The 21,344-nt window shown below is 32.2% G+C and carries 20 protein-coding genes; 16 read left to right on the top strand and 4 right to left on the bottom strand.

All coding sequences use genetic code 11. From position 1 onward, the window contains the following. The first annotated feature begins 1 nt into the window (after position 1). From cysN to Q0787_RS04675, 12 genes are all read left to right on the top strand, one after another. Positions 2 to 1,255: a sulfate adenylyltransferase subunit CysN gene (gene cysN / locus Q0787_RS04730; RefSeq protein ID WP_298901100.1), complete on the top strand. Its 1,254-nt coding sequence runs from the start codon at positions 2 to 4 to the stop codon at positions 1,253 to 1,255. Positions 1,256 to 1,278: 23 nt separating this feature from the next. Further along, a complete protein-coding gene (locus Q0787_RS04725) occupies positions 1,279 to 2,193 on the top strand; it encodes a DUF4296 domain-containing protein (protein WP_298901099.1) in 915 nt (304 codons plus the stop codon). Between the two features lie 7 nt (positions 2,194 to 2,200). Beyond that, positions 2,201 to 3,025 carry a sulfotransferase domain-containing protein gene (locus Q0787_RS04720; protein ID WP_298901098.1) on the top strand — a complete coding sequence of 275 codons (825 nt, stop codon included), beginning with the start codon at positions 2,201 to 2,203 and terminating at the stop codon, positions 3,023 to 3,025. A gap of 19 nt (positions 3,026 to 3,044) precedes the next feature. Continuing rightward, a complete protein-coding gene (locus Q0787_RS04715) occupies positions 3,045 to 4,364 on the top strand; it encodes a polysaccharide biosynthesis C-terminal domain-containing protein (protein WP_298901097.1) in 1,320 nt (439 codons plus the stop codon). Positions 4,365 to 4,604: 240 nt separating this feature from the next. Beyond that, positions 4,605 to 5,816 carry an O-antigen polysaccharide polymerase Wzy gene (gene wzy, locus Q0787_RS04710; RefSeq protein WP_298901096.1) on the top strand — a complete coding sequence of 404 codons (1,212 nt, stop codon included), beginning with the start codon at positions 4,605 to 4,607 and terminating at the stop codon, positions 5,814 to 5,816. Beyond that, on the top strand, positions 5,813 to 7,051 hold the full coding sequence (locus Q0787_RS04705; RefSeq protein ID WP_298901095.1) for an O-antigen ligase family protein: 1,239 nt from the start codon (positions 5,813 to 5,815) through the stop codon (positions 7,049 to 7,051). Before wzy ends, Q0787_RS04705 begins: the two co-directional genes overlap by 4 nt. After that, positions 7,048 to 8,139: a glycosyltransferase family 4 protein gene (locus Q0787_RS04700; RefSeq protein ID WP_298901094.1), complete on the top strand. Its 1,092-nt coding sequence runs from the start codon at positions 7,048 to 7,050 to the stop codon at positions 8,137 to 8,139. The genes Q0787_RS04705 and Q0787_RS04700 overlap by 4 nt, the downstream gene beginning before the upstream one ends. A gap of 8 nt (positions 8,140 to 8,147) precedes the next feature. Then, complete coding sequence (locus tag Q0787_RS04695; RefSeq protein ID WP_298901093.1) at positions 8,148 to 8,696, top strand: putative colanic acid biosynthesis acetyltransferase; 549 nt, start codon at positions 8,148 to 8,150, stop codon at positions 8,694 to 8,696. A 1-nt stretch (position 8,697) separates the two neighbouring features. Beyond that, positions 8,698 to 9,912: a WcaI family glycosyltransferase gene (locus Q0787_RS04690; protein WP_298901092.1), complete on the top strand. Its 1,215-nt coding sequence runs from the start codon at positions 8,698 to 8,700 to the stop codon at positions 9,910 to 9,912. A gap of 73 nt (positions 9,913 to 9,985) precedes the next feature. Continuing rightward, positions 9,986 to 11,296, top strand: coding sequence for a UDP-glucose/GDP-mannose dehydrogenase family protein (locus Q0787_RS04685; RefSeq protein WP_298901091.1), 1,311 nt, complete (start codon positions 9,986 to 9,988; stop codon positions 11,294 to 11,296). Then, on the top strand, positions 11,296 to 12,282 hold the full coding sequence (locus Q0787_RS04680) for a UDP-glucuronic acid decarboxylase family protein (protein WP_298901090.1): 987 nt from the start codon (positions 11,296 to 11,298) through the stop codon (positions 12,280 to 12,282). The genes Q0787_RS04685 and Q0787_RS04680 overlap by 1 nt, the downstream gene beginning before the upstream one ends. Before the next feature lies 1 nt (position 12,283). Next, the gene (locus Q0787_RS04675) at positions 12,284 to 13,639 is read left to right on the top strand and encodes an undecaprenyl-phosphate glucose phosphotransferase (protein WP_298901089.1); all 1,356 of its coding nucleotides are present in this window, start codon (positions 12,284 to 12,286) and stop codon (positions 13,637 to 13,639) included. Here the strand turns inward: Q0787_RS04675 and Q0787_RS04670 are convergent. Together Q0787_RS04670 and Q0787_RS04665 are read right to left on the bottom strand one after the other, a co-directional pair. After that, the gene (locus tag Q0787_RS04670; RefSeq protein ID WP_298901088.1) at positions 13,636 to 14,793 is read right to left on the bottom strand and encodes a glycosyltransferase family 4 protein; all 1,158 of its coding nucleotides are present in this window, start codon (positions 14,791 to 14,793) and stop codon (positions 13,636 to 13,638) included. The genes Q0787_RS04675 and Q0787_RS04670 overlap by 4 nt on opposite strands. Then, the gene (locus Q0787_RS04665; protein ID WP_298901087.1) at positions 14,790 to 16,109 is read right to left on the bottom strand and encodes a phenylacetate--CoA ligase family protein; all 1,320 of its coding nucleotides are present in this window, start codon (positions 16,107 to 16,109) and stop codon (positions 14,790 to 14,792) included. The genes Q0787_RS04670 and Q0787_RS04665 overlap by 4 nt, the downstream gene beginning before the upstream one ends. Positions 16,110 to 16,212: 103 nt before the next feature. On the opposite strand from Q0787_RS04665, the gene purD reads away from it, so the two are divergent. Continuing rightward, a complete protein-coding gene (gene purD, locus Q0787_RS04660; protein ID WP_298901086.1) occupies positions 16,213 to 17,484 on the top strand; it encodes a phosphoribosylamine--glycine ligase in 1,272 nt (423 codons plus the stop codon). A 1-nt stretch (position 17,485) separates the two neighbouring features. On the opposite strand, the gene Q0787_RS04655 is transcribed toward purD, so the two are convergent. After that, positions 17,486 to 17,713 carry a uracil phosphoribosyltransferase gene (locus Q0787_RS04655; RefSeq protein ID WP_298901085.1) on the bottom strand — a complete coding sequence of 76 codons (228 nt, stop codon included), beginning with the start codon at positions 17,711 to 17,713 and terminating at the stop codon, positions 17,486 to 17,488. Between the two features lie 97 nt (positions 17,714 to 17,810). Between Q0787_RS04655 and Q0787_RS04650 the strand changes: the two genes are divergently transcribed. Beyond that, positions 17,811 to 18,734 (top strand): DUF6427 family protein, encoded by a 924-nt coding sequence (locus Q0787_RS04650; protein ID WP_298901084.1) that lies wholly within the window; start codon positions 17,811 to 17,813, stop codon positions 18,732 to 18,734. Here Q0787_RS04650 and upp read toward each other — a convergent pair. Continuing rightward, positions 18,723 to 19,382, bottom strand: a complete 660-nt coding sequence (gene upp / locus Q0787_RS04645; RefSeq protein WP_298901083.1) for a uracil phosphoribosyltransferase — start codon at positions 19,380 to 19,382, stop codon at positions 18,723 to 18,725. The genes Q0787_RS04650 and upp overlap by 12 nt on opposite strands. Positions 19,383 to 19,453: 71 nt before the next feature. On the opposite strand from upp, the gene Q0787_RS04640 reads away from it, so the two are divergent. Together Q0787_RS04640 and Q0787_RS04635 are read left to right on the top strand one after the other, a co-directional pair. Next, on the top strand, positions 19,454 to 20,062 hold the full coding sequence (locus tag Q0787_RS04640) for a DUF4254 domain-containing protein (RefSeq protein WP_298901082.1): 609 nt from the start codon (positions 19,454 to 19,456) through the stop codon (positions 20,060 to 20,062). A gap of 96 nt (positions 20,063 to 20,158) precedes the next feature. Then, positions 20,159 to 21,178, top strand: coding sequence for a glycosyltransferase family 9 protein (locus tag Q0787_RS04635; RefSeq protein ID WP_298901081.1), 1,020 nt, complete (start codon positions 20,159 to 20,161; stop codon positions 21,176 to 21,178). Positions 21,179 to 21,344 lie beyond the last annotated feature (166 nt).

The raw sequence follows: 21,344 nt of genomic DNA, 5'->3' as shown, positions 1-21,344 counted from the left end.
AATGTTAGATAATAATCAATTATTACGTTTTACAACTGCGGGAAGTGTAGACGACGGAAAAAGTACATTAATCGGTCGTTTGCTGTACGATTCAAAATCTATTTTTGAAGATCAATTACAAGCTATTGAGAATACAAGTAAAAAGAAAGGCCATGATGGTGTTGATTTAGCCTTATTTACAGACGGATTAAAAGACGAACGAGAGCAAGGAATTACAATAGATGTAGCCTATAGATATTTTACAACTCCTAAACGCAAATTTATAATTGCCGATACACCAGGACATATTCAATATACAAGAAATATGGTCACAGGAGCGTCAACTGCTAACGCCGCAATTATATTGGTAGATGCAAGACACGGTGTAATTGAACAAACTAAACGCCATTCCTTCATTGCTTCTTTACTTCAAATACCTCATATTATTGTATGTATCAATAAAATGGATTTAGTAGATTATTCTGAAGAGGCTTATAACAAGGTGATTAATCAATTTGAAGAATTTTCATCTAAATTATTGGTTCACGATATTCGTTTTATTCCAATAAGCGCCTTAAACGGAGATAACGTGGTTAATAGATCTGAAACGATGAAATGGTATCAAGGAGCTCCTTTATTACATACCTTAGAAACAATGCATATTAGTAGTGATATTAATAAGGTAGATGCACGATTTCCTGTTCAAACAGTTTTGAGACCACAGAGTGAAAGCCATAGAGACTACAGAGGTTATGCTGGTAGAGTTGCTAGTGGGATTTTTAGAGTAGGTGATGAGGTCACTATAATGCCTTCTGGCTTTACTTCAAAAATAAAAACAATCGACACATTAAAAGACAGCTTAGAGGAGGCTTATGCACCTATGTCTGTTTCAATTACTCTAGAAGATGATATAGATATTTCTAGAGGTGATATGATTGTAAGATCTAATAACAAACCAGAACCTGTTCAAGATATAGAAGTAATGCTTTGTTGGTTGCACAATAACCCAGCAAAACCAAGAGCAAAATATAGTATTCGTCATACAAGTAACGAACAAAAGGCAATGATCAAAGACATTGTCTATAAAATAAACATCGAAACTTTAGATCGTAATGTTGACGATAAAGACCTTAAAATGAATGATATTTCTAAGGTGAAAATAAGAACAACAAAACCATTAATGATTGACTCTTATAGAGAAAACAGAACTACAGGTAGCATTATACTTATAGACGACACAACTAATGAAACTGTTGCCGCCGGAATGATTGTTTAATTTACCAAAGAAAACGTATATAAATGAAAGTTTCAATAACAGGGTTTCTCATTATAGGATTGCTTTTATTTTCCTGCTCTAATAAAGTCCCTAAACCAGATAATCTTATTTCTGAAGGGAAAATGGTTGATATCATTTATGATGTTTCAATTTTAGCCGCTGCCAAAGGGGTGAACAAAAAACTTATTGAAGACAAGGGTATTTTACCTGAAACATTTATTTATTCTAAACACAATATAGATAGCCTACAATTTGTGGCTAGTCTCAACTACTACGCTGATGATCCAGAATTATACAATTCTATTTATACACGAGTTGAGAACAAGATTCTAGCAAAGCAAGAGAGCATTGGTGGAGCAACCGAAAAAAAGGAAAATACCACAAAAGACGACCAAATTGCAAATAGATCTAGAACCCTTTTAAATAATAAAAATTTAAGTGACCTAAGTGATGGCTATAGTGTTAATATCATTGGTACTAGCGTTGAGAAAACCGATCTTAAATTTAAAGGTAAAGATGTTATTAAGGTTACTAGAAACTCTATCGTTAGAGCAGCGTACGTTGTTATAAATGATGTTGAAATTGATGCCCAAAAAGACATAGAAATATCTGTTTTTGTTAAAAAGACCCAAAATGTAAGTGCCTTCGGACTAAGAATTTCTGATGTATATCCTAATAGGGTTGATGCGATATTTGATTTAACCCAAGGTCAACTAAAAGGGATTAAATCTACAGGCTACTTTGAAAATGGAGGTGCCACAATAGAACAGGTTGATAAAGACTGGTTTGAATGTAAAATAAAAACCAAAACCAAAACCGATAAAGTAAAAATTATTTTTGGACCAACAGATATTGATAAACCTATAGAAGGCTGGGAGGGAAAGTCTGACGTGCTATCAAATGTATACGTTACACTTCCTATGGTAGAAAAAGATTAATTTAACTATGAAAATAAAACAGATACTAAACAAGTTTGAACATGCTACTAGGTTATTATATATTAATTCTGTTACCTTAATAAATACTTCTGTTTTAGTTGTCGAATATCCAAAATCTGGAGGCACATGGTTAGCTCAATTGCTGTCAGGATGCTTAAAGCTACCCTTTCCTAGAAACCAATATCCTATACTTAAAAAAGCAGTATATCACAGCCATTACCAACCTAAATACTTAATTGATAAAAACAAACATATTGTTTGGCTACTAAGAGATGGTCGAGATATTATGGTCTCATCTTATTTTCACCATTTGGTATGGAATGATAAAAACAAAAAAGACCCTAAACTAGTAAACTACTATAGAAGTAAGTTGAAGTTTGAAGATTATTCTGATATAAAAACAAACCTTGCTACCTATATTGAGTTTTTGTTTACAGATAAACCGTCTAAGTTCCTCTTTTTTAATTATCCTGGAAATTGGAAAGACTATAATCAAAAATGGCTAGATGCTTCAAAAAAATTAGATAATATATACCTAATTAGATATGAAGACATGCTGAAAGACACCTTTTCGGAAACCGAAAAACTTATGTGCTTTTTCTCAAATAAAGCAAACCATGATAAAGAGCATATTCGAGCAACAGTTAATAGATATTCATTTGAAAATCAAACGAAACGTAAACCTGGAGAGGAAAATACCACGAGCTTTTTAAGAAAAGGAATTTCAGGAGATTGGAAAAACTACTTTACAGAAGACGCAAAAAAGGTCTTTAAAAAATATGCAGGAGAAATGCTCGTAGATTTAGGTTATGAAGAAGACTTAAATTGGTAAATATTAGCTAAACTTAAATATGGGACCACTAAAAAAGCTTTTTAATACACTTAAAGACTCTGTAGTTAAAAAGAGTCTTTATGTTTTAGTTTTAAGAGCTTCTGGAGCGGCTTTACAAATATTAGTTTTACTACTCATAACCAATAATGCTAGTGAAGAACTAGTAGGACAATACAATTACTTTAATTCTACCATTATTGTATTAAGTGCACTTACATTACTTGGTATGAATAGTTCATTTCTTCAGTTTTCTGGAAAACTAGATGCTTTAGGTGAATTTGGGAAAATCGTATCGTTATATAAGAAAAAGATAACGCTCTTAGTAATCATGTATCTTGTTTTACTATGTGGGTTTTTAATTACGTCCAGATTATTTTCAATTACTTATTTCCAAGACCCAGAGGTCGTTTATGTACTCAATAAGGTATTTATTGTACTACTGCCGTTCGCAATTACGTTACTTAATTTAGAGGTATTAAGAGCTCTAGACTTACTGTATACATCAGAAACGTTAAGAAATGTAGGTCGTTTTGGTTTACTCTTACTGCTAGTATTAATTATTATTTATGTGGATAATATAGGCTTGCTATTTGATGCTTTTATAGTGTCTTTTTTAATTTTAGCAGTGTTTTCATCAGTGTTAATTTTACTTAAAATAAAAGAAGTAACTGTTATTAAAAACGCCCTTAATATAAGCTATAAAGAGATTATAAAAGTATCGTTCCCAATGTCTTTTAGCCTTATCTCATTACTTATAATGCAAAGTTTTGATGTTTATGTTTTGGAAATGTACTTTTCATTTACAATTGTAGCGTATTATGGTATAGCAATTAAGATATCGGCTGTGGTGGGTATTATACTTACATCTATTAACGCTACAATAGCGCCTCAAATATCAAAACTGTTTTATGAAGATAATAAACCAGATTTAAGGAAAGTAATCACCAAGGCCACAACATTAAATGTAGCGCTATCAATACCTTTGATAATTGGAATTATAATGTGTTCTAATTTAATCTTATCTTTTTTCGGTGAAAACTACGTTATGGCAAAACAAGCGCTATACGTTATTCTTTTTGGTCAAATAATTAACACCTTATGTGGACCCGTTGGGTTGTATTTGAACATGACGGGAAGACAAGTTTTTTTTCAACGTGTATTATTAGTAGCTCTTGTTATAAATGTGGTAATGAATCTCATTTTAATACCAAAATATGAAATGATTGGAGCAGCGATAAGTACAGCGTTTTCTTTTACTTTTTGGAATATTATTGGATTGATTTATATCTGGAAAAAAGATAAAATTAATTTGTCTATATTTAAATCTTTCAACATTTAATCTGAAAAAAGAGAAGCTTTAAAAATGAAATTAAGCAACATTGTCATAATCTTATATTTATTTGTTAGCGCACTGTTGTTCGTTTCTTTTTTTGTTAACTTATTTGTTTGGGCTTCATTCTTTATAAATTGGGTATTCTTAACCGCAATTTTTCTCTATCATCTAAAAATAGAAAAAGATTATTCCCCTTTTTTATCGGCTTATATCACGTTTAATTTTTTGTTTTTTTTACTGGCCCCAATGGTACAGATAAAAGCATTTACGGCTACAGAAAATACGTTTCCAAACTATTTCCCTTATACTGAAAGTGGAGTGTTCTATACCAATTTAGTCATATTAGTATCGCATGTCGTGTTTTTTTTAAGCTATGTATATATTAAAAAAAGACAGCGGAAAGCAAAGGTTAAAACGTCTATTTATAAAATGAGCAGGTATGTTCCTCTCAATTTATTAATTATGCTAGTTATTGGAGTGATTACCTTGATCATGAGCTATGATTATTTATTTACACTTTTAACAGAGTCCCAGTGGAAAAGTGCTAAGATTTATGAAATGTCTGTATCTGGGCAACTCATATTAAAAAAAGTGCTTTATATGATTCCTTTTGGAGCGATTGTATTAGCGTATACTTATCTTAAAAAGAGAGATAAAATCACTTCAAATACAATAATAATTTTTGTAATATTTCTAAGTTTTTTATTTCTATTAATATTCTTTAAAAACCCCCTTACTGAAAAGAGAAATGCAATAGGTCCAATATACATTACACTTATATTTTTATTCATGCCTAAACTTTTGAATACCAATATTAAGTCGTTTGTTTTCCTGTTTTTCTCTTTAGTTATTTTATTTCCATTAATTTCTGGCTTAACTCACCTAGATGCTTCGGTAGACGAAATTTTTGCAAATCCTGGTCTAATCGTTGAGAGATATAATCGAGAAAGCATTACCAAAACATTTAACTCCTTACATTATGACGCCTTTGCAAATGTCATGGCAACTGTAGATTATACCGTTAAGCATGGATTTTCATTTGGTTATCAATTATTAAGTGGCCTGCTCTTCTTTGTTCCAAGAAGTTTATGGGCATCTAAACCATATTCTACTGGAGAACTCATAGGTGATTATGTTATTGAAGATTATGGTTTCGAATATAGTAATCTATCAAATCCTGTTGTAGCCGAAGGTTATATAAATTTCGGTTTTTTCGGAGTTATATTACTTAGTTTTTTCTTAGCCTTTTTTATCGTTAAATTCATGTATTGGTTAAAGAGCGACGATCCTTTTAAAAGGATAATGGCGTTCTATTTTGCGGTGCACCTTATATTTCTTTTAAGAGGTGATTTTACTAACGGATTTTCTTATTTCATAGGAACATTAATAGGCATAATGGTGATCCCTAAAGCAATTGATTATGCCCTTAGAATTTCATTTAAAAAAAGCAATAAATGATTAAGCCGTTTTCTAAGAATAAAATAACAAACCTGTATTTATTTATACTGTGCTTTTTTGGAATTTCAATCTTATTACCAGAAAACATTAGAAATATTAACCTGTTTTTATTTTTAGCATTATCAATTGTTTTAATATTTCAAAAACCTCACAGCAGAACGGATGCATTAAAACCATTATTTATTAATGCGTCTTTATTTTTTGTTTTAGCCCTATCACTTAGTTACACCAAAGATCTAGACTTAGGGTTTAAACGCCTCATGGTTATGGCAGCATTTCCAATATTCTCTATAGGGTTTTATCTTGTGAATAGTAGATATGATATAGACCATAAAAAGACTTTAGAAAAATTCTACTTCGTTTTTTACATAGCTACTGTGCTTTTTTTTATTGGTGTTTTCATTCAAAATATATTTAATGATCACATCAATGAATTTATATTTAGAGACTATAGTGAGAGAATAAATTCTAAATATGGTAAATACTCAATGCATCCTATTTATGCGTCACTGTATATCTCTATTGCACTTATAATTTCTACTCAATTACCGCGTCTAATTGCTTCTAAATTTAAAAAAGTACTTCTCTATATTTCAATACTTTTCCTAGTAATTATATTAGTGGTTTTGGCCAGAAAAGGCGTTATAGTTGTTTTAAGTTTATTATTCACCTATTATTTTCTAAGAACTAAAAGAAAAAGAAGCATTATTATATTTTTCTTACTGGTTTTAATCTTGTTTGCTTTTTCTTACCTCATTGAGCCAATTAGAAATAGATATTTAGAATTTGTAAATGCTTTTTTTAGCCCAGAAACGTCTTTCTTAGGCTCTACATCTTATAGACTAAATATTTATGAATGTTCTATTGGTAAGATATTTGAAAGTCCTTTATTTGGATATGGAGTAGGAGACACCAAAGCTGTACTTACAAGTTGTTACGAAGAAAAAGCTACTATTTTTAATGGCTTGTATTTTAATTCGCATAATCAATTTTTAAGTGTTTGGCTAGCTTCAGGAGTATTTGGATTAATAGCATTAATATATACGCTTTTCTTTAATTTTAAACGAGCAATCCAAAGAACAAATTTTATATATTTTTCTGTTTTAATTTTGTTCTTAGTGACTTTATTAACCGAAAATATATTAGAAAGACAAAACGGGGTACTGCTTTTTTCATTTTTTATTAATTTATTTGCATTTACAAGTCTGAAGGAAAACCCTAAAGAGGTCAAATGAAAAAAATATTAATTATAGGTCCAATACCAGAGCCTACAACGGGAGTTTCTCTTGCAAATAAAGTTGTTGCTGACAATCTTATTGAGCATGATGGTTTTAGTGTTGATACCATCAACACCTCTTACAATAAATTTGATGAAAATTTAGGTGCTTTTTCGCTATCTAAGTTTTTGTTCTATCTAAAACTAAACTTCTTTGCTTATAAAATATTTAAGGCCAATATAATTTATATAACACCCGGACAAACCTTTTTTGGGGTAGTAAAATACACCTTGTTTATAGCCCTCTCTAAATTAGCCGGTAAAGAGTTGATTACTCATATTCATGGGAATTATGTTGGAAAAGAATACGGCTTATTAAAGGGTTTAAAAAAACAGATTTTCAAAATACTTTTGAGCAAAACCTCTAAAGGTATTGTGCTATCTGAAAGCCTCACAGGAAATATGTCTCCTTTTATACCCAAGGATAATATATTTGTGCTCTATAATTTTGTTGAAAATTACTTGTTCCCAACATCAAATGAAGTCAAAGAAAAGGTACAGTCCTTCAAAAAACCTAAAATTGTTTTTTTGAGTAATTTAATGGAAGAAAAAGGAATTTTCGCATTATTGGAAGCATTAAAAATTTTAGAAAATGAAGGTGTTGATTATGAGGCTAAAATAGCAGGGCATATAGATGCATCTAACAAGGATAAAGTGACAGCGTATTTTGATGATTTAAAACACACTACATATTGTGGTGTCGTGAGAGGTCAAGAGAAAAAAGACCTATTGATTTGGGCGAATACTTTTATCTTACCTACATGGTATACCATGGAAGGCCAACCTATCTCTATTTTGGAAGCGATGGCCACTGCTAATGTTGTTTTAACAACAAACCATGCTGGAATTCCAGACATCTTCAAAGCATCTATAAATGGGTTTTATGTCAATAAAAATGACCCTAATAGTATCGTAAATATGGTGAAAACCTTATCAGATAACCATGAAAGTTCTAATAAGATACAAGAACATAATTTTAATGAAGCTAAAGAAAAGTATAAAGTAAAAAGCTTTATTGACAATGCAGTTAGTATCTTTAGAGCCTAAATAAAAAAATGAGTCATTCTATACAAGATTTAAACTTGTACAAAACCCCAAAAGGTTTTAGAGGCAAGTCGGCAATTGTAGTGCAATTATGGTGGGTTGTACAAGGAACTTTGTTTGCCTTGTCACCACAATTTTTGTATGGATGGCGACGTTTTTTAGCGAAGATTTTTGGAGCTAAAATTGGTAAAAATGTATTGCTTAGACCAAGTGTAAAAATGACTTATCCATGGAAAGTTTCTATTGGCGATAATAGTTGGATTGGTGATGATGTTGTCTTGTATTCTCTAGGCGAAATAGAAATTGGTAGTAATACAGTCGTGTCTCAAAAAGGGTATATTTGTACAGGTTCTCATAATTATGACAAAATAGATTTTCCAATCTATGCTAAAAAAATCACCATCGGAAACCAATGCTGGCTAGCCACAGATGTTTTTGTTGCCCCCGGAATTTCTATTGGAGATGGTACTGTAGTTGGCGCAAGAAGTTCGGTTATTGATAATTTAGATGGGTTTTCTGTATATGTTGGGTCTCCTGCAAAATTTTTAAAGAAAAGGTAGCTTGAGTAAAAAAAACATTACAATTATTGGTGTTAACTATTATCCAGAAGATAGTGCCATTGGATTATATACAACCCAAAAAGCCGAATATTTAGTTTCTAAAGGTTATAACGTATCAGTCGTAACGGGTTTTCCTTATTATCCGCAATGGAAAATACGATCAGATTATAAGAACAAAAAAAGGTGGTATAAAGAAACCATTAACGACGTATCAGTCTATAGATATAAGCAATATGTACCATCCAATCCTTCTTTCGTAAAACGAATTATACATCTACTTAGTTTTACCTTCGGAAATGTTATTAATTTGTTTAAAATCGCTAAACCAGATCATGTCATCTGTATTGTTCCGTTTACATCATCAATATTACTTGGGTGGTTTTTAAAACTTAGATATAGATCAAAATTATGGATTCATATTCAAGATTTTGAGTTTGATGCTGCGATAGATTCTGGTCTTTTAAGTAGTAATAAATCGGTATTTATTAAGCTCCTTCTTTGGATTGAGAGAAGCCTATTTAAAAAAGCCAATACCATAAGTACTATAAGCAACGGAATGCTTAGCAAACTAAACTCGAAAGTTAAAAACAAGCCAACCTATTATCTAACGAATTGGTTAGACACTTCTAAATTTAGAATTAAAATAGATAAAAAACACCCACATTTAAATTCCGAAAAATTTAAAATCCTGTATTCAGGAAATATTGGAGCCAAACAGGATTGGAGTTTTTTCTTTAAAGTACTAGATAAACTTGAGTCAATAGATAATATAGAAGTTATAGTTGTGGGAGAAGGCGCCGAGAAATCAAAAGTAGTAGAAGCCATTAAAAAATACGACTTTGTTAAACATTTTAACTTAGTTCCTTATGAAGAATTACCAGTACTTTTATCAAGTGCAGATGTACATATCCTTTTTCAAAAAAGTGATGTCATAGATACTGTTATGCCTTCCAAGCTATTAGGGATGATGGCAAGCTCTAAACCCTCTATAGTTACAGGTAATAAGGATTCAGAGGTTGCTACCGTATACGAGGATTCACAAGGAGGGTTTTATTTCAGTGATAATTCTGAAAACCAAGTCGTGGATTGTATTGAAACATTGAAAAATGATAAAGACCTCTGCATCAAATTAGGAAAGAATGCAGCAACCTATGTTGTGAAAAATTATTCTAAAGAAAACATCCTAGACCGTTTTATTCTCGCACTAGAAAAGTAATCCTTGTTTTTAGATTAAATTATTATAATCTACCACCTTTATTTTTCTATTTTTGTTTTAAATAATATAATTAATGAAGATATCAGTAATTGGTACTGGTTATGTAGGCTTAGTAACAGGTACTTGTTTGGCAGAAACAGGTAACGAAGTGCTTTGTATAGATATTGACCAGAGTAAAGTTGAACAAATGCAAAGTGGCGTTGTTCCAATATACGAACCTCATTTAGATGTTCTATTTGAACGAAATATTAAGGCGAACAGACTTAAGTTTTCTACCGATCTATCCGAAGGTTTAGAACATGGAGATATTATCTTTTTAGCACTTCCAACTCCAGAAGATGAAGACGGATCAGCAGATTTATCATATGTTTTAGGTGTTGCCAAGGAAATCGGAAAAAACATAAAAAGTTATAAAGTTATTGTTGATAAAAGCACTGTACCTGTAGGCACCTCAGATCGCGTAAAAGAAACTATTGACAAAGAAACAAATGTCCCTTTTGATGTCGTTTCTAATCCAGAATTTTTAAGAGAAGGCTTCGCCGTTGACGACTTTTTAAAACCTGAAAGAATTGTGGTTGGGTCAAGTTCTGAAAGAGCAACAAAATTAATGCAAAAGCTCTATAAACCTTTTGTGCGTTCAGGTAACCCAATTATAATTATGGACGAACGTTCGGCAGAGCTTACAAAATATGCCGCCAATTCCTTTTTAGCAACTAAAATCACTTTTATGAATGAGATTGCTAATTTTTGTGAAAAAGTGGGTGCAGATGTAGATAAGGTTAGAGTTGGAATGGGAACAGATTCTAGAATAGGTAAACGTTTTTTATTTCCTGGAATAGGTTATGGCGGGTCGTGTTTTCCTAAAGATGTGAAAGCCCTATTTAAATCGGGTCAAGATCATGGCTATGAGTTTGATATCTTGAAATCTGTAATAAAAGTAAATGACATTCAGAAAAAAATTCTGATGCCAAAAATCACTTCTCATTTTGATAATACTTTGAAAGGTAAAACATTTGGTATATGGGGATTAGCATTTAAACCCGAAACAGATGATATTAGAGAAGCTCCCTCTTTATATATGATTGATGAGTTATTAAAACAAGGAGTTTCACTTCGGGTTTTTGATCCAGAAGCCATGCCAAACGTAAAAAGAAAACTCGGAAATAAACTGTATTATGCAGACAATATGTACGATGTTTTAGAAGATATTGATGCTTTGATTATCTGTACAGAATGGAGTATATTTAGAACACCAGATTTTAATAAATTAAAATCAAAAATGAAACACCCTATTATTTTTGACGGACGAAATCTATATGATGTTAGTGACGTACAGAGTGAAGGGTTTTATTACGCATCTATAGGGCGAAATACAGAGAGTTAATGAAAAAGGCACTTATAACTGGAGCCGCCGGGTTTTTAGGCTCACACTTATGTGATCGCTTCATAAAAGAAGGGTTTTATGTTATTGGTATGGATAATTTCATCACAGGTGATATCCGTAATTTAGAGCACTTACAATCAAATCCAAATTTTGAATTTATTGAGCACGATGTAACGAAACATATCACTATTGAAAAACCCTTAGATTATATATTACATTTTGCATCTCCTGCCAGCCCAATAGATTATTTGAAAATCCCAATCCAAACCTTAAAAGTAGGCTCGTTAGGAACGCATAACTTATTAGGCTTAGCGAAAGCAAAAAGAGCAAGACTTTTAATCGCATCAACCTCTGAGGTGTACGGAGATCCTTTGGTACATCCTCAAAACGAAGCCTACTACGGAAATGTAAACACCATTGGACCTAGAGGCGTTTATGATGAAGCGAAGCGTTTTCAGGAGTCTATTACTATGGCATATCATAGATTTCATGGATTGGAAACAAGAATTGTTCGTATTTTTAATACTTACGGACCAAGAATGAGATTAAATGACGGAAGAGTAATACCGGCCTTTATGGGTCAAGCGCTTAGAGGAGAAGACTTAACTGTTTTTGGGGATGGTTCACAAACCCGGTCGTTTTGTTATATTGATGATCAAGTTGAAGGGATTTATAGATTATTACTTAGTGATTATGTGTATCCAGTAAATATTGGAAACCCTCACGAAATATCTATAAGTGATTTTGCTGAAGAAATAATAAAGCTTACTAATACATCACAAAAGGTCGTTTATAAAGATTTACCTGTAGATGATCCAATGCAAAGACAACCCGATATTTCCTTAGCGAAAAAGTTGTTAAATTGGGAACCAAAAGTGAGTCGTGAGGAAGGCATGAAAAAAACATACGCGTATTTTAAAAGCCTGTCTAAAGAAGATTTATTTAAAAGAGAACACAGAGATTTTTCTAAACATATAAAACCATAATTTGAGCTTATTTAAACAAGGACGATATTCGGGTTATTTAAGACCAATTTCATATTTAATTGATTTAAGTATGGTTAATGGTCTAGCCATTTTATATTTTTTTAAAAATATTGATCCATTTATTTTTATACTATTTACATCAATATCTTGGGTGACCTTGTCGGTTTACTCTAAATTCTATCAAGTTTATAGATACACAAGAGAGGTAAAGATTTTTTCTTTAATTCTCACTCAAATGGTGCTGTTTACGTTGATAGTATTTGCGTTCTCTGGGTATTATCACGATTTAAATATCTATCCAATTACCATTTTTAAATATATCTTCTTCGTTTTTTTAGGGGTAACTTTTTTTAAGTTCACTATTTATTATTTACTTCAAAAATACCGTATCTCTTTTGGAGGTAATTTTAGAAGAACTGTAATTTTTGGAGCTAACAAAAAAACTCAAGCACTCGAAACCTTCTTTAATAAGAATCCAGAATATGGCTATGTTCATGTGAACACATTCAGCATTAAAGACAAGAATGAGAATCTCGATAATTACTTTGATTATATTAAAGAAGAAGATATCGATGAAATTTATTGTTCCATTTCAGAATTATCTAACAGGCAAATAAGCGACATAGCAGATTTTGTAGATAATAATTTAAAAATCTTGAAATTCTTACCCGACAATAAAGAGATTTATTCTAAAAAATTAAAATATGAGTACTATGATTATATACCTATTTTATCACTTAGGAATATACCTTTAGAGGACTCATTTAACATGGTGATTAAGAGAATTTTTGATATCATTTTCTCAAGTTTAGTGGTTATTTTTATTTTGTCGTGGCTTACGCCTATCATAGCCATCTTAATAAAAATAGAATCGAAAGGTCCAGTGTTTTTTAAACAATCCAGAAATGGATTTAATTACAAAGAATTTGATTGCTACAAATTTAGATCTATGATGCCTAATAAGGATGCTCATTTATATCAAGCAACACGAGGAGACCAGCGCATCACTAAAATTGGAAAATTTATTAGAAAGACAAGTATTGATGAGCTGCCACAGTTTTTTAATGTTCTTTTTGGAGATATGTCTGTTGTTGGCCCAAGACCACATATGGTAAGCCACACCAATATGTATGCAAAAAAAATCGACAAATTTATGGTACGTCATTTTGTAAAGCCTGGCATTACTGGTCTAGCTCAAATTAGTGGTTTTAGAGGCGAAATAGAAACAGATAAAGACATCATTGGTCGTGTAAAATATGATATATTCTATATCGAAAACTGGTCGCTTCTATTAGATTTAAAAATCATCACCCAAACTTTTCTAAATGCCGTAAGAGGTGAAGACAAGGCGTATTAAATTAAAACTTTTAAGCGTTCTAATTGACTATTAAAATCAAAATGAGTTATGGCCTCTTTATGAATAGTTCTTTTCTGTGCTTCTGAAAAAGGACTAATAGTTGAAATAATACTATTTAAATGATTATAGTCGCCAGATTTTGCAACCCAGCCTAATTTGTGGTTTTCAATAAGAAATTCACCTTCACCACCACCAAAATAAAGCATTGGTAAACCCAAACGCGCATATTCAAATATTTTCGAAGGCACACTACCATAAATCCGATTAAGTAGTGGAATAATAGCAACATCGTACTGCATTAAAACAGTATGGAGCACATCTCTAGTGACATGACCATGATAAAAAACGGGTAACTCAGGATGTTCTGCTACGAATGTTTCTATTTTATGTTGTTCTGCTCCAGAACCATAAATATGGAATTCAATAGTATCGTATTTAAGTTCATTACATAATTTATAAATTCCTTGGGCAATACCCAATAACCCAGCATAGACAATTTTAAGTTTCCCTTGGCTTTCGGGCGATACTATTTCTGGGACATTAAAGTCGGGAAAATTTCGATATAAAAACGTTGTCTTTTCCGGGAACATTGCATTTATATGAGTTAAGATCTCTTCACTTTGCCCCAATATCAGGCTGGCTTTTTTGTAGTTATAATGCTCAATTTTTTCTAAAACCCTATAACTGAAATTTTTTTTAAATGCGCCTAATTCTAAGCCAGCAATAGGCCAAAGATCACTAACATTTAAAATGAGGTTTCTATTTTTTTTTCGCAAAAAGAGCATGCAAGTAAACGCCACTATTAATGGAGGAGATTGTACAATAACAGTCTTAGGAATTTTATTCCATGCAAAAAACCAGACGAGACTAAAGCTATATGATAACATGGCCATTAGGCGTAACAGCTTATTTTTTGAGTTGCTAGCATAAACCCAAAGACGATGGATTGTTACATTGTTCTCAACAGAGACTTGTTTAAACTTTCCTCGATATCCCTCAAATATCTTGCCTGTTGGATAATTAGGTAAAGGCGTTAATACACTAACATTAAAATCGCTATGTTGTAAACCTGTTGCCAACTGGAAAATCCGATTGGACGCTGCTCCAATTTCTGGAGGAAAATAGCTTGTAATGACTAAAACGTCTTTTTTCATTGCGTTGAGGTTACAAAAGAAGTGAACTGTTTTAATTTACCACTTTTAGATCGTTTTAATTGATCTTGTCTTTCAAAGATGATAGTGAGCCCTTTTTCTAAGTAATTTTCCATTGCTTTAATAATGGTTTGTTTTTTTTCTTCCGAAAGTAGTTTAGCGCTTACATATATAATTTTAAAACGATGTTTTTCTAATTGCTCAATAACAAATTCCTTAACATTGCCGTCATCTTCAATAATACTCTTCGTGATATAATAAAAGGTTAATCCAGCGGCTCGTTTTCCACTTGGTAAGATGGCGATATCATTTGTTCTTCCAATTAATGTTTTCAAAATGGGAATGCGAGGTGTGCTTTTTTCAGATAAGGCTCCAATATCTCCAATATCATATCTAATAAAAGGGTGTGCTTTATTGTAGAGAGAGGTAATAACAACACGTCCTTCTTTTCCAACAGGAAGTGTGTTATCATCATCATCTAAAATTTCAACAAACAAGGTTTCACTATTAAGTTGCCAGTCATTATTATGATTCTGAAATGCTATTAAATCCAGTTCCGAAGCTCCATATTCGTTAATCACAGGAACGCCAAATTGATTTTCCATAAGCCGTTTGTCGTCGTCAAATAACATTTCCGAAGTCACTACACATGCTTTTAATGTTGGGCAGATAGATCTTAAAATGAGCTCTTGTCGTTCCAAAAACTTTGCAAACTGAACAATAGAACTTGTATATCCATTTATATATTCAAATGCTGTCGACTTAAATTTCTTTATGTGTTTCGCAAAAGCATCATCACTTAGGTCAAACACTGAAAATCTAAAACGTTTACTCAAACTGTCCTTAAAACGTTCTTTATAATATCCTTTTTTATCTAACGGAATACCATAAAAACGAGCCTGACGAGAGGTGTTAAAATCTAAATTATACCAACCAAATCTATCTTGAATAATTGCCCAGGTCATGGCATGTGAAAATTTATCCTTCGCAAAAATAAAAGGGTCACCAGAAGAACCAGAGGTCTTGTTAATGTAAACATTTTTAGCTGTAAACCCTGTTGATAAACGCTCTTTGAGTGGTTGTTGCAAATCTTTTTTTGTCATCACTGGAACTGAACTCCAGTTGTCTAAATTGAGATTAGGAGCTAGAGATTTATAAAACAAATTTTGACTTAAATGATACGCAACAATGTCATAACGTTTTTGGCCTATATATTGCTTAAAGTCTTTATCGGTTTTTTTTTGAATAGAAGCCAATTCTGTTTTTGCTTCCTTCAAAGGATAGCCATTAAGTTTTAAAGAAAAATCGAAAAGGTTCAAAAAAAGTGTGTTTGTATTTCTTGTAAAGTAAAGAAAAAAAGTCTTGTCTGTAAACTTCGAAAGACGCTAAAAACAATTATTTTTGCACAAACAAATTGACAATATGACGATTTTAATTCTTGGTTCTGGAGGTAGAGAACATACATTTGCTTGGAAAACAGCTCAAAGCCCTTTATGTGACAAACTTTTTGTCGCTCCTGGAAACTCTGGAACAGCTCAAATAGCTACTAATGTAAATATTAGCGTTACCGATTTTGACGCCATTAAAGATTTAGTTTTAAAGCATCATATTGATATGGTAGTTGTGGGTCCAGAAGATCCTTTAGTTCAAGGTGTGCATGATTTCTTTCTAAATGACGAAAGGCTAAAGCACGTAGCGGTTATTGGACCTCAAAAGGCGGCTGCCGAATTAGAAGGTAGCAAGGAGTTTGCTAAAGAGTTTTTATTTAGGCATAATATCCCAACAGCTGCGTATCAAAGTTTTAATCCCTCTAATGTTGAAGATGGTTATAAATTTCTAGAAACTTTAAATCCTCCTTATGTATTAAAAGCCGATGGATTGGCTGCTGGAAAAGGTGTTTTGATTCTTGATGATTTAAATGAAGCAAAAGCCGAACTTAAGAATATGCTTGTAGATGCCAAGTTTGGTGATGCCAGTTCAAAAGTTGTTATAGAAGAATTTTTAGATGGGATTGAGCTTAGTTGCTTCGTGTTAACTGATGGGAAACACTATAAAATTTTGCCTACGGCTAAAGACTATAAGCGTATTGGAGAAGGTGATACAGGTTTAAATACTGGAGGCATGGGAGCCGTATCTCCAGTTCCTTTTGCAACTAAAGAGTTCTTGACTAAAATTGAAGAACAAATCGTGAAACCTACAGTAACAGGTTTGGCTAAAGACAACTTGCCCTATAAAGGATTTATTTTTATAGGTTTAATTAAGGTGGGCGATGACCCAAAAGTTATTGAGTATAACGTAAGAATGGGAGACCCAGAAACAGAAGTTGTTTTACCAAGATTAAAAACAGATATTGTTGAGGTGTTTAAAGCTATAGCAGAGGAGCGTTTAAATGAGATTAATATCGAGATTGATGAAAGAGCGGCCACAACAGTGATGCTTGTGTCTGGAGGGTATCCCGAATCTTATGAAAAAGGAAAAGAAATCTCTGGGTTAGAACACGTAGAGAACTCTATTGTATTTCATGCAGGAGCAATCGAAAAAGGGGAGAAAATTGTAACGTCTGGAGGTCGTGTTATGGCAATAACATCTTACGGAAACACGTATAAAGAAGCCATAAAAAAATCTTATCAAAATATAGATAAACTACATTTTGATAAGATGAATTATCGTAAAGATATCGGTTTCGATTTATAACTTATAGATAAGAATGAGAAGAGATACTCTTATCTTCTTCATTGTTATCATTATATTTTTTAAGCTCTTTCATCCAGTAAGCCATGGCAACAATACCAATGATGATGAAAATCCAAGAAACAGTGTTGGCTGTCCACCAGTTTTCTAATTCCAACGATGCTAACCAATCAAAAGGTTTGAATAAAAAGTTAACAAATAAATCTTGTATTGCGTAAAAAAAGTCTTTCATTATGTTGATATTTTTAGAATCTCTTAACGAGCTTCAAGGGTATAATCATATATTTACAGTGCAAAATTACATATTTTTTTCATTTTAAACTAAACCAATGATTTCAAATTTTTTTAGTAAATCAAAACCAATTCACTACATCGTAGTTAGCATTATGCTGTTGGTTGTTTTTGTGCTAGTTAAATTTAAAATATTAACCGAAAATTTCGATGCCATTGCAGTCGCAAAGCAAGTAGGTTTGTTTCTAATATGCCTAATGTCTGTTTTTGTATTCGACTTTTTAGTAACCAGAAATGGCTTAACAAAAAAGAACAGCTACAACATTGTTTTGTATGTGTTGTTTTTTGCAGTACTACCGCCAACAATTCTAAACTCTCAAATATTAGTAGCTAATTTTTTTGTACTCTTGGCATTACGCCGATTAATAAGTTTAAGGTCTCAAAAAGCAATTAAGAAAAAGTTATTTGATGCCTCATTTTGGATTGCTATTGCGAGTCTGTTTTACTTCTGGTCCTCAGTGTTTTTTATTCTCATTTTCGCAGCATTGCTAGTATATGCAATTTTAGATTTAAAAAACTACATCATACCACTTATGGGCATAGCAACAGTGGCAGTTATTACAAGCTCATATCTTATTTTAAACAACACAGACATTTTAAGCTTTGCTAATGGATTATTTGACTTTAGTTTAGATTTTAGCGCATTAAATTCAAGACAAATTATAGTGGGATCAACCATATTATTGTCTTTTGGGCTATGGGCTTTATTCTATTATATTAAGAATATTAGGTCTCAAATGAAGAGCTATAGACCATCATTTAAACTTATTATTTTAACAGCGGTATTAGGCCTAGTCATTGTTGCTGTAGCTCCTTCTAAAAATGGAAGCGAGTTTCTATTCTTATTTGCGCCACTATCAATTATTATGACAAATTATCTAGAGGTGATTTCAGAAAAGTGGTTTAAAGAAACACTACTCTGGGTTATTATTATAACACCTATTGCTCTTTTATTGCTGTAACTTTTTTCCAAAGGCTAAATCTCCAGCATCTCCTAAACCAGGTATAATATAACCTTTATCACTAAGGGTTTGGTCTATGGCGGCAATCCATAAATGAGTGTCTTTTCCGAAATGATTATTTACAAAATCAACACCATCTTGGGCTCCAATGACACTTACTAAATGAATGTTTTTTGGAGTTCCAAAAGGTTTTAATGCTTCAAAAGTAGCAACCATAGATTGACCTGTGGCAAGCATTGGATCTGCTAAAACAAGCGTTTTTCCTTCAAGACTAGGACAAGCCAAATACTCTACAATAATTTCAAAAGTTTCAGGATTGTCTTTATGATGTCTATAGGCAGAAATAAAGGCATTCTCTGCGTCGTCAAAATAATTCAGAAGCCCACTGTGTAATGGTACACCTGCCCTTAAGATAGAACACAACACGATATCGTCATTGTACAGTTGCGTATCACTTTTTCCTAAAGGGGTGGTAATTGTTTTTGATTTATAATCTAAAGTTTTACTCATTTCATAACATAAAACCTCACCAATGCGTTCAATATTTCGCCTAAATCGCATACGATCGGTTTGAATACGATTATCTCTAATTTCAGATATAAAAGAATTTAAAATAGAATTTTCTTTCGATAGATTATGAATGTGCATGTTTTGAAGTTAAATTTAAGAATGATAAAGTTAATAAATACCTATATATTTGCACTTTAAAATAAGAGATTATGTTTTCAGAAAACGCAAATAAAATATTTCAGGATGTTATTGAGAAATATCATGTTATAAATACTGTAGATCAACCATTTACTAATGTGTATGATAAAAACTCTAACCTATTAGAACATCTACTTTATAGAAAATGTTGGATAGATACCGTACAATGGCATTATGAAGACATTATTCGCGACCCACAGATAGATCCCGTTGCTGCTTTAAAATTGAAACGTCAAATTGATGCTTCAAATCAAGACAGAACAGATATGGTAGAGTACATTGATAGTTATTTTTTAGAAAAATATGATGATGTTGTTGCCAAGGAAGACGCTACGATTAATACAGAAAGCCCTGCTTGGGGAGTTGACAGATTGTCGATTTTAGCACTTAAAATCTATCATATGAATGAAGAAGCTACCAGAACAGATGCCTCAGATTCACATAGAGATGCATGTAAGAAAAAATTAGATATTTTATTAGAGCAACGTGTTGATTTATCAACAGCCATTGATACGCTTTTAGATGATATAAATAAAGGAGATAAGTACATGAAAGTTTATAAGCAAATGAAAATGTATAACGACGACGAACTTAATCCTGTTTTGAGAAGCCAGAAATAACATAATTATAGCAGCCTAATTTTGATTTTAAATCATTCTTAGCAATATAATCTACAAGATGCTTAACAGAGTTAAGTGTGATAAGAGAGCTAGAGCATGCCAAAACCTAAACACATTCTTGTCATCCGTCTATCAGCCATGGGCGATGTTGCTATGAGTGTACCAGTATTACGTGCATTTTCTTCTCAATATCCCGATGTTAAACTTACCGTTCTAACAAAACCTTTCTTTAGACCTTTTTTTAGAGATATACCTAATGTAGATGTTGTTGGCGCTCAGATTAGAGGTAAGCATAAAGGGATCTATGGGTTATGGAAACTTTCACGTGAACTTCGTCAATTACAATTTGATGTGGTTGCCGATTTACACAATGTTTTGCGTAGCAAAATATTGAAACTGTTTTTCTTAGGAAAAAGGATAGTACAAATAGATAAAGGACGTCAAGAAAAAAGAGCGCTTACATCTGGCAAAAATTTTAAACAACTTAAAACCACACAACAACGCTACGTAGATGTTTTTGAAAAACTAGGCTTTCCTTTAGATATGTCTAAACCGATGTTTTCAGAAAAGACAAGTCTTAGTTCTAAATATCTAGATGTTATAGGCAATGATACAAAACGATGGATTGGCATTGCCCCATTTGCTGCTTTTAAAGGGAAGATGTATCCTATCGATTTAATGACAACCGTAGTTGAGGAGCTTGCTAAAACATATAAGATTTTGCTCTTTGGAGCAGGAAACAGTGAAGCTCAAGTATTAGAAGGTATAGCGAATAAATTTGAAAACGTAATAAACTTAGCAGGTCAATTTTCCTTGGACGAAGAATTGGATATCATATCCAATTTAGACCTTATGCTCGCTATGGATTCTGGAAATGCGCACATAGCTGCTATGCTAGGTATAAAGGTTGTTACAGTTTGGGGCGTTACACATCCTTTTGCTGGTTTTTTACCTTATAATCAAAATGAAGATTCTACAGTTCTAGTAAATAGAACACAATATCCAAAAATACCTACATCTATCTATGGGAATGTCTTACCTCAAGGTTATGAAGATGTGATGAGGTCTATTTCTCCAGAGGACATTATTTCTAAAATTTACGAGACTTTAAAATAAAAAAACCTCGCTCCAGAAGAACGAGGTAAGATTTAGAATTTTTAGATAATCCCTATGATTAAATTCTAATCGTGGGCTAAGTTATTTTGATTAAAATTAGCCGTCAAGAATTTGTAGGAATATCTTCGATTTTTTCGATAAAGTGCTGATTATTACGACTAAAACC

This window comes from uncultured Psychroserpens sp. (assembly GCF_947492715.1).
Classification (GTDB): Bacteria; Bacteroidota; Bacteroidia; order Flavobacteriales; family Flavobacteriaceae; genus Psychroserpens.
The sequence above is the reverse complement of the archived record's forward strand: the minus strand, read 5'-3'. Positions and strand labels throughout refer to the sequence as shown.

Coding starts and splice junctions, on each gene's coding strand:
- cysN (WP_298901100.1), top strand. CDS start 2: ATGTTAGATAATAATCAATTATTACGTTTTACAACTGCGGGAAGTGTA.
- Q0787_RS04725 (WP_298901099.1), top strand. CDS start 1,279: ATGAAAGTTTCAATAACAGGGTTTCTCATTATAGGATTGCTTTTATTT.
- Q0787_RS04720 (WP_298901098.1), top strand. CDS start 2,201: ATGAAAATAAAACAGATACTAAACAAGTTTGAACATGCTACTAGGTTA.
- Q0787_RS04715 (WP_298901097.1), top strand. CDS start 3,045: ATGGGACCACTAAAAAAGCTTTTTAATACACTTAAAGACTCTGTAGTT.
- wzy (WP_298901096.1), top strand. CDS start 4,605: ATGGTACAGATAAAAGCATTTACGGCTACAGAAAATACGTTTCCAAAC.
- Q0787_RS04705 (WP_298901095.1), top strand. CDS start 5,813: ATGATTAAGCCGTTTTCTAAGAATAAAATAACAAACCTGTATTTATTT.
- Q0787_RS04700 (WP_298901094.1), top strand. CDS start 7,048: ATGAAAAAAATATTAATTATAGGTCCAATACCAGAGCCTACAACGGGA.
- Q0787_RS04695 (WP_298901093.1), top strand. CDS start 8,148: ATGAGTCATTCTATACAAGATTTAAACTTGTACAAAACCCCAAAAGGT.
- Q0787_RS04685 (WP_298901091.1), top strand. CDS start 9,986: ATGAAGATATCAGTAATTGGTACTGGTTATGTAGGCTTAGTAACAGGT.
- Q0787_RS04680 (WP_298901090.1), top strand. CDS start 11,296: ATGAAAAAGGCACTTATAACTGGAGCCGCCGGGTTTTTAGGCTCACAC.
- Q0787_RS04670 (WP_298901088.1), bottom strand. CDS start 14,793: ATGAAAAAAGACGTTTTAGTCATTACAAGCTATTTTCCTCCAGAAATT.
- purD (WP_298901086.1), top strand. CDS start 16,213: ATGACGATTTTAATTCTTGGTTCTGGAGGTAGAGAACATACATTTGCT.
- Q0787_RS04655 (WP_298901085.1), bottom strand. CDS start 17,713: ATGAAAGACTTTTTTTACGCAATACAAGATTTATTTGTTAACTTTTTA.
- Q0787_RS04650 (WP_298901084.1), top strand. CDS start 17,811: ATGATTTCAAATTTTTTTAGTAAATCAAAACCAATTCACTACATCGTA.
- upp (WP_298901083.1), bottom strand. CDS start 19,382: ATGCACATTCATAATCTATCGAAAGAAAATTCTATTTTAAATTCTTTT.
- Q0787_RS04640 (WP_298901082.1), top strand. CDS start 19,454: ATGTTTTCAGAAAACGCAAATAAAATATTTCAGGATGTTATTGAGAAA.
- Q0787_RS04635 (WP_298901081.1), top strand. CDS start 20,159: ATGCCAAAACCTAAACACATTCTTGTCATCCGTCTATCAGCCATGGGC.